The sequence below is a fragment of the Curtobacterium sp. B18 genome, assembly GCF_000333375.1.
In the GTDB taxonomy this organism is placed as follows: Bacteria; Actinomycetota; Actinomycetes; order Actinomycetales; family Microbacteriaceae; genus Curtobacterium.
Genome location: NZ_BACZ01000054.1, coordinates 1 through 7,855 on the forward strand (window position 1 = coordinate 1; position 7,855 = coordinate 7,855).

At 72.7% G+C, this 7,855-nt stretch carries 8 protein-coding genes; 5 read left to right on the forward strand and 3 right to left on the reverse strand.

Going from position 1 to position 7,855, the window contains the following annotated elements:
* Positions 1 to 127: 127 nt before the first annotated feature.
* Complete coding sequence (locus I5E_RS01430) at positions 128 to 901, reverse strand: alpha/beta fold hydrolase (RefSeq protein WP_022905423.1); 774 nt, start codon at positions 899 to 901, stop codon at positions 128 to 130.
* An 89-nt stretch (positions 902 to 990) separates the two neighbouring features.
* Between I5E_RS01430 and I5E_RS01435 the strand changes: the two genes are divergently transcribed.
* From I5E_RS01435 to I5E_RS01445, 3 genes are all read left to right on the forward strand, one after another.
* On the forward strand, positions 991 to 1,662 hold the full coding sequence (locus tag I5E_RS01435; RefSeq protein WP_022905424.1) for a hypothetical protein: 672 nt from the start codon (positions 991 to 993) through the stop codon (positions 1,660 to 1,662).
* 16 nt (positions 1,663 to 1,678) lie between these two features.
* Entirely contained in the window at positions 1,679 to 2,227 is a 549-nt protein-coding gene (locus I5E_RS01440) for a dihydrofolate reductase family protein (RefSeq protein WP_022905425.1), read from the forward strand.
* A gap of 100 nt (positions 2,228 to 2,327) precedes the next feature.
* On the forward strand, positions 2,328 to 3,626 hold the full coding sequence (locus I5E_RS01445) for an NAD(P)/FAD-dependent oxidoreductase (protein ID WP_022905426.1): 1,299 nt from the start codon (positions 2,328 to 2,330) through the stop codon (positions 3,624 to 3,626).
* Between the two features lie 172 nt (positions 3,627 to 3,798).
* Here I5E_RS01445 and I5E_RS01450 read toward each other — a convergent pair whose 3' ends face one another.
* Positions 3,799 to 4,707, reverse strand: coding sequence for an SDR family oxidoreductase (locus tag I5E_RS01450; protein ID WP_022905427.1), 909 nt, complete (start codon positions 4,705 to 4,707; stop codon positions 3,799 to 3,801).
* 95 nt (positions 4,708 to 4,802) lie between these two features.
* Here I5E_RS01450 and I5E_RS01455 point away from each other — a divergent pair, with 95 nt between their 5' ends.
* A complete protein-coding gene (locus I5E_RS01455; RefSeq protein WP_022905428.1) occupies positions 4,803 to 5,375 on the forward strand; it encodes a TetR/AcrR family transcriptional regulator in 573 nt (190 codons plus the stop codon).
* 92 nt (positions 5,376 to 5,467) lie between these two features.
* Complete coding sequence (locus tag I5E_RS01460) at positions 5,468 to 6,679, forward strand: acyltransferase family protein (RefSeq protein ID WP_022905429.1); 1,212 nt, start codon at positions 5,468 to 5,470, stop codon at positions 6,677 to 6,679.
* A 102-nt stretch (positions 6,680 to 6,781) separates the two neighbouring features.
* On the opposite strand, the gene I5E_RS01465 is transcribed toward I5E_RS01460, so the two are convergent.
* Complete coding sequence (locus I5E_RS01465) at positions 6,782 to 7,534, reverse strand: DUF4184 family protein (RefSeq protein WP_022905430.1); 753 nt, start codon at positions 7,532 to 7,534, stop codon at positions 6,782 to 6,784.
* Between the last annotated feature and the right edge of the window lie 321 nt (positions 7,535 to 7,855).

Sequence of the window (7,855 nt, forward strand, 5' to 3'; positions counted from 1 at the left end):
ACCTGCCAGCGGATCGCGTACCACCAGTCGAGGACGGCCCACCGGCAGCGGCGGAGCACGGTGACGCGGACAGGAGGCGCGGTGCGGTCCGTGCGCGGCCCATCCGTCCCCGACGTGGTCGCGTCGGTCATCGCGGGCCCTCGAGGGTCTGCACGCGGCGGAACTCCCCCACGAGCCGTGCGAACGCCACCGGCTGGCGCTCCTGCACGTGGTGCGGACCCGGCAGCTCGACGAACGCGCCACGCGGGGCGGTCGCGGCGACCCGGGCGGACCAGTCGTGACGGGCGATCGGGTCCTCGGTGCCGCGGACGACGAGCACCGGCTGGGTGAGTTCGGCGACGGTGTCCTCGAGCCGGTAGCGGAGCATCGGTTGGAGCTCCGGCAGGTATTGCCGGATGCTCCGCAGGTAGTCGGTCACGAGGACCGCGTTCATCCGGGCGCCCTCGACGAAGCCGTCCCGCCCGAGGTCGAGCGCCTGCGTGAGCAGTCGACGGCGACCCGCGGCGATGACCGGACCGACGAGCACGACCGACGCGACGGCGTCCGGGTGCCGACGCGCTGCCTCGACGACGACCTGCGTCCCCATGGACTGTCCGACGAGCACGAGGTCGCCGGCCCCACGGGAGCGCACGGCGCGGACGACGAGGTCCCCGAGCTCCGTCATGGTGAGGCTCCGGCCCGCTGCCGGGAGCCCGCCGAACCCCGGCAGGTCGACGCTGACGGTCCGGTGCGTCGCGGCGAGTGCCCGCTGCGACCGCGCGAAGGACCGGTGCGACATGCCGATGCCGTGCACGAGGACGACCGTCGGGGCGAGGACGTCGTGCACCCGGCCGGCCGGTGCCAGGGTGTGCAGGCGCACGGGGAGTCCGTCGATCCGGACGGTCTCGACTCTGGCGCGCACGGTGCGAGGCTACGCGGACCGTGCTGTGCACAGTGAGGCGTCAGCGTCGTCATCGCCCGCACATAGGCGTCCGGTCTGTACTCGTCCTCATGACCGAGCGCACCCCCGTGAACCCCGAATCCCGCGAGTTCCGCGACGACGTGGACCCCGCAGCCCACCAGCACACCACGCCGTACCCCGCCAGCCCGGCCGGCTGGGGGGCGGCACCGACGCCGACGTCGACCGCGACGCTCGACGAAACCCCGTCCCCGTCGGGCCTGTACGCCCCCGCGCCGGCGGCCGATCCGTCGCCCGCCCCCGCTGCTGCCGCCGACGGCCAGTGGGCCGGGGAACCGCCGTACGTGACGCCGGCCCCGCCCGCCGGTTCGTGGGCTCCGGTCGCTCAGGGTGCCCAGAACGGTGCGACGCCCTGGTACGGCGCCGCAGCGACCAGCCGCCGGAAGCGCGGCCTCGGCGCGAACGGCCCGCGACCGCCGTGGTTCTGGCAGGTGCTCGCCGTCGGGGTCGGTCTCGCGGCGCTGCTCGTCGGCGGCGGGATCGGCTTCGCGATCGGACACGCGATCGGTGGCGGCTCGAGCCAGTCGACGACCCAGGTGCCCGGGACGAACGGCGGCACGAACCAGTTCCCCGGGGGCGGCACCGGGCAGTTCCCCGGGAACGGTTCGCAGGGCGGCACCGGGACGCAGGGCGGGACCGGGACGCAGGGCGGGACCGGCACCGGCACCGGATCGGGCACGAGCGGTTCCGGGTCGAACAGCTGACGGCTACGCTCCGAGCATGCGCAAGGTCACCGCGGGACTGTTCACCTCGGTCGACGGCGTCGTGCAGGACCCGTACACGTTCCAGTACGACAGCTTCGACGACGAGCTCGGCGCGGGCATGGGCGCGTTCATGGCCCGGACCGACACCGTCATCCTCGGCAGGAACAGCTACCTCGAGTGGGCCGAGTGGTGGCCCGCCCACCCCGACGACCCCTTCGGGCAGTGGATCAACCCGATCGAGAAGTACGTGGCCTCGACCACGCTCGACGACGACCTGGCGTGGGAGAACAGCACGCGGATCGACGGCGACCTCGACGCGTTCGTCCGTGCGCTCAAGGAACGGGACGGTGCCGACATCGCCGTGTGCGGGAGCGTCACCGTCGTCCGGCACCTGCTGTTCGCCGGGCTCCTCGACGAGCTGCAGCTGATGGTGCACCCGGCGATCGCGGGGTCCGGACGCACGCTCTTCGAACCGACCGACCCGCCCACGCGCCTGCAGTTGGTCCAGAACACCGTGACGAGCAAGGGCAACGTCGTGAGCACCTACGCGAGGCTCGACGCCTGACGGCGGTGAGCCGTCCCTCCAGGCCCCCGTCGAACGACCGTCCGAACCGCGCGTACCCTCGGTGGTGACCATCTCACCATCCGAGGAAGCCGGAGTCAGCATGCCCCAGGACACCCGCCCGCACGTCGTCATCGTCGGCGGTGGATTCGCCGGTGTCGCGGCCATGCGCGAGCTCGCCGACGCACCGGTGCGGGTCACCCTGGTCGACCGCCACGTCTACAACATGTTCCAGCCGCTCATGTACCAGGTGGCGACGGGCGGGCTGAACGCGGGCGACGTGACGTACTTCCTCCGGAGCCTCCGCGCGAAGCAGAGCAACGCCGAGTTCCGGCACGGCCTGCTGACGGGCATCGACCCGGCCGAGCGCATCGCCGAGATGTCCGACGGCGAGCACCTGCACTACGACTGGCTGATCCTCGCGAACGGCGTGAACACGAGCTACTTCGGCACGCCCGGAGCGTACGAGTACGCGTACTCGATGTACTCCCGCTCGCAGGCGCTCCGGATCCGCGACGAGCTGTTCACCCGCCTCGAGGAAGCCGCCGCCAACCAGGGCCCCGACGAGATCAAGATCGTCATCGTGGGCGGTGGCGCGACCGGCGTGGAGATGGCCGGCGCGCTCGCCGAACTCCGCGACCAGGCCCTCGTCGGCGCGTACCCGGAGATCGAGCGGGGCAACATCTCGATCACCCTGGTGCACCGCAGCGGCGAGCTCCTGAAGCCCTTCGCCCCGCGGCTGCGTCGGTACGCGGCCAAGGTCCTCCGCAAGCGCGGCGTCGTGCTGCGGCTCAACACCGGCGTCTCCGAGGTGAAGCCCGACGGGGTGATGACGGCCGAGGGTGAGTTCATCCCGGCGTCGCAGGTCATCTGGGCGACCGGCGTCGCGGCCCACAAGGAGGTCTCCGGCTGGGGCATGCCGCAGACCCACGGCGGGCGCATCCAGGTGAACGACGACCTCAGCGTCAAGGGCGTCGAGCGGATCTTCTCCGCCGGCGACATCGCCGCACAGGACGACGCCCTCGCGCAGCTCGCCCAGCCGGCACTGCAGGGCGGCCGGCACTCGGCGCGGCAGATCGTCCGGCTGCTCGAGGGCAAGCCGACCGAGCACTTCAAGTACTTCGACAAGGGCACCATGGCGACGATCGGGACGAACGCCGCCGTGGCGCAGCTCCGCGGGGGCATCACGATGGTCGGCCCGGTCGCCTGGCTCGCATGGGTCGCCGTGCACATCGCGTCGCTGCTCGGCAACGGCAACCGGCTGTCGACGCTGTCGCACTTCTTCGTGCGGTACCTGTGGTTCATGCGGAAGCGGGCGATCCCGATCGTCGGCGACGTGCGGCCCGTGCGGCCGAACGGCGACCGCGAGCCCGAGCCGTGGCAGATGCAGAAGGCGGAGTAGGCGGGGGCGCCCGGGGCCCGGGCCCGGCCGCTCGTGTGAGGGAGCCCGTCTCGGTACGACATCGTCGACGTCGTACGACAGCGACTTCGTCGCTCCTCGCGGCGGGTGACATGACGCGCGTGCACAGAACGACAAGACCGACGTCGTACGACGTCGGTCTTGTCGTTCTGGGTCAGCGGCGCGCGGCGACCCCGGCGTAGGCGCCCGCGGCGATGTCCTCGAGCAGCCCCGGCCCGACGGGCTCCCAGCCGAGGAGCTCGCGCGTCGCCTCGGACGTCGCCGACATCTCCATGCCGAAGAACCGCCCGATGAACCCGAAGTGCGACAGCGCGTCCTGCGGGTCGATCGAGGTCACCGGCAGCCCGAGGCTCTCGCCGATGGCCTCGGCGATCGCCCGGGTCGGGATCGCGGTCTCGGCGACGGCGTGCAGGCGCGTGCCGGCCGGAGCCTGCTCGAGCCCGATCCTGACGAGCCGCGCGGCGTCCGTGACGTGCACGGCCGCCCAGCTGTTGGTGCCGTCGCCGACGTAGCCGGACTCGCCCCGCTCCTGGGCGGCGGCGACGATCGCGGCGATGAACCCGTGGTCGCCGGTGCCGTGCGTGGTCGGGCTGAACCGGGCAGCGATCGTCCGCACGCCCTGCTCGACGAAGTCGAACCCGCGGTTCTCGCTGCCGCCGCGCATGCTCTCGGCGCCGACGAAGGGACTCGGGTCCGCCTCGGTCGAGGGGCGGCCCTGCGCGAGCCCGGCGACCCCGGACGCGACGACGAACGGACGGTCGGTGCCGACGAGCGCCTGCCCGATGGTCTCGACCGCGGCCCGCTCGCTGGCGTTCGTGGCCGCGGCGTTCGCCCAGTCGTGCTTGTTGGCGAGGTGCAGGACGCCCTCGGCCTCGGACGCGCCGCGCCGGATGGCGTCGAGGTCGTCGAGGTCGCCACGGACGACGGCGACGCCCTTGGCCTCGAGCCCGGCGGCGGAGGAATCCGAGCGTGCGAGGCCGGTGACGGTGTGCCCGGCGGCGAGGAGCTCGTCGACGGAGTGGGAGCCGATCCATCCGGAGGCCCCGGTGACGAACACGTGCATGTGCTTTCCCTTCACAGGTGTCCACGGCGCTGATGTCATGAACTGACATCACCGTAGCACTCGATGTCAGCCACTGTCATCAGTAGACTGCGGACATGGCCCGATGGCAACCCGGAACCCGCGAACGACTGCAGGCGACTGCACTGCAGCTCTTCGCCGAGCGGGGCTACGACGACACCACGGTCGCCGAGATCGCCGCCGCGGCCGAGGTCACCGAACGCACCTTCTTCCGGCACTTCACCGACAAGCGCGAGGTGCTGTTCGCCGGGCAGGACGACTTCCTCGGCATGTTCACCACCCCGATCGAGACCGCACCGGCGGACGCGGCACCGTTCGACCTCGTCCGGCTCGCGCTCGCGGCCAGCGGTGCGTTCTTCCCCGACGACCGCCGCCCGTGGTCGCGCGCGCGACAGGGCATCATCGACGGCAACCCGGCACTCGGCGAACGGGAGCTCGGCAAGCTCGCCACCCTGAAGGTTCGGCTGGGTGAGGTGCTGCGCGACCGCGGCGTCCCGGAACCGGCCGCCACGATGGCCGCCGAGACCGCGGTGACCGTGTTCCACCTGTCCTTCGCCCAGTGGATCGCGCCGGGCGAGGAGCGGTCGTTCGCCGCGATCGTCGACGAGCGCCTCGACGCCCTGACGGAGCTGGTGCACCCCGTTCGTTGAGACGGCTCTTACGTGGCGCGAGCATGATGTAACGATCCGGTCACGACCCCACGGGCCGGGACCCCATCGACCAGATCGCGCAGGAGGCGTCCGTGGCCATCACCACGACCTCGCCGGAGCGGACCCGCACGACATCCGCACCGGCCGACACCGACGGCAGGCACGCACGACCGACACCCCCGCCGCCGCTGACCAACCGGGCCCCGGCGCTCGACGGACTCCGGACGGTCGCGATCCTCATCGTGATCCTGTACCACCTGCACGTGCCGCAGTTCGAGGGCGGCTTCATCGGCGTGACGGTGTTCTTCGTGCTGTCCGGATTCCTCATCTCGACGCTCCTGCTCGGCGAGCACCGGCGCACCGGACGCATCCGGCTCGGCTCGTTCTGGACGAAGCGCCTCCTGCGCCTGTACCCCGCGCTCCTGGCCCTCGTGGTCGTCGGACTGCTCCTCTGGAACTGGGTCGGCGACTACAAGGGCGCCTCGTTCTCCCCCGGCGAGGCCGCCTTCATCGCGCTGAGCTACACCGGCAACCTCTTCCGCTCGTACTGGGACACCACGCAGGGCGTCTTCGCGCACACGTGGAGCCTGTCGATGGAGGAGCAGTTCTACCTCGTCTGGCCGCCCGTCCTCGTGCTCCTCTTCGCACTGCGGGCGCGTCGCCGCTGGCTCATGACGGGGCTCGGCGTCGTGATCGTCGGGGCCGCCACGGCATCGTGGCTGAGCTACCGCACGCCGAACAGCGGTGCGACCCCGGACGTCTACTTCTCGCCCGTGCTCGGCGTCGTGCCGCTGGCGACGGGCTGCCTGCTCGCGCTGCTCCTCGACGACGAGCGCGTCCGGACCTGGGCGGCCGGGCTCGCCGGGCACGTCGGCACCTGGCTCGGCATCGGGCTCCTCGCGGCGGTGCAGTTCTGGATCGACGACGACTGGACCCAGCACGCGTGGTCGTTCGGTGTCGTCCTGCCGGTGACCGGGCTCATCTCGGCGCTGCTCATCGGCGGCCTGGTGTCCGTTCGCTCGCCCCTGTCGTCGGCGCTCGCGTGGACGCCGGTCTCGTGGTTCGGTCGCCGGGTGTCGTACTCGGCGTACCTGTGGCACCCGCTCGTCATCGCGCTGCTCGGTACGTTCGCGATCGGCCCGTGGGGCACGGTGTGGCTCGTCGCGGTGGCGCTGCTCGTGGCGGTGGGCGCGGCCTACGCGGTCGAGGTACCGGTCGAACGGCTGCGGAAGCGACTCCGCGAGGCGCGTCGCCTCGTCGCGGCCGACCGGTCCGCGCGCGAGACGGCGGACGCGACCGTCTGACGGCCTGGAGGCGCGGGTCGGCCCCGCACCGCGCCTCCCGCCCCACGGTCTGCCGGACGCGACACCCGCGGGCATGCCCGCACCGCGCCTCTCGCCCCGGCGTCAGCCGACGCGACGGCGACGCACGACCAGCAGGCCGACCGCCCCGGGCACGAGCACCAGCGCGACGACCACCGGCAGCCGGAACGCCAGCTCCGTGACGACCCCCGCGACACCGCCGCCGCCGAGGAACGCCCGACCGGCGAGCCCGAGCGCCGCCACGGCCACGACGACGCCGGCGACCACGACGACCGCCCGCTCCGACCCGCGGAGCGGCGGCAGCACCCGCGGCGTACTCCGTCGCCACCAGACCACGGCGGCGACCACGAGCCCGGCCAGTCCGAGGACGCTCGATGCGTCCTGCACGCCCGCCCACACCGGGTAGCCCACGGGCCCCTCCCGGAGGAACGGGATCGCCTGCACCGCCCAGCCCGCCTGGTGCGAGAACGCGTCCCAGACCACGTGCGTCACGCTCCCGACGACGCAGGCGACGACGACGGTGAACAGCCGGCGGACCGGTCGCTCCGGCCGCGGTGGTCGGTGCGACCAGGCCTGCGGGACGCGTTCACGCACGCCCGGCACCGCGTCCGCCCACGCCGGTCGCACCAGGCACCACCAGGCCGCGAGGACGACGAGCGCCACGAGCAGGTCGATCGTCACCACGCCCACCCACGAGTGCGCCACCACGTACGGCGGCAGGAACGGCGCGAACAGGACGGCATCGGGTGCCATCGCGCCGACGGCGACGGCCGCGACGGGCAACGGGGTGCGTCGCGCCGCCAGGGCGACGACCGCGTGACTGACGGTGAAGGGCACGACACCAGCATCGCGGAGCGAGCGCTCCGCCCGCTTCGGTCGAGCGGATGACCTCGGGGCGTCGACCGAGCGGGCGCGTGTCCGGCCCGCCTGGGCGAGCGCCCCGCCCACCGTCCGTAGGCTCGACGCCGTGACCACGGAGCGCGTCGACGTCCTCGTCGTCGGCGGTGGGCCCGTCGGCCTCTTCGTGGCGGCCCTCCTCCGCGGACCTTCCCGACCGTCACGGCGAGCTGCTCGACGGTCGGCGCGCCGACGAACACCGCCTCGGCGTTCTCGGCCGCGAAGCGGATACCGCGCGGCGAAGCGCCGGCCTGGTAGATC

Bases quoted from the DNA above. Each gene is read 5' to 3' on its own strand.
- I5E_RS01435 (WP_022905424.1), top strand. From the start codon at position 991: ATGACCGAGCGCACCCCCGTGAACCCCGAATCCCGCGAGTTCCGCGAC.
- I5E_RS01450 (WP_022905427.1), bottom strand. From the start codon at position 4,707: ATGCACGTGTTCGTCACCGGGGCCTCCGGATGGATCGGCTCCCACTCC.
- I5E_RS01445 (WP_022905426.1), top strand. From the start codon at position 2,328: ATGCCCCAGGACACCCGCCCGCACGTCGTCATCGTCGGCGGTGGATTC.
- I5E_RS01455 (WP_022905428.1), top strand. From the start codon at position 4,803: ATGGCCCGATGGCAACCCGGAACCCGCGAACGACTGCAGGCGACTGCA.
- I5E_RS01440 (WP_022905425.1), top strand. From the start codon at position 1,679: ATGCGCAAGGTCACCGCGGGACTGTTCACCTCGGTCGACGGCGTCGTG.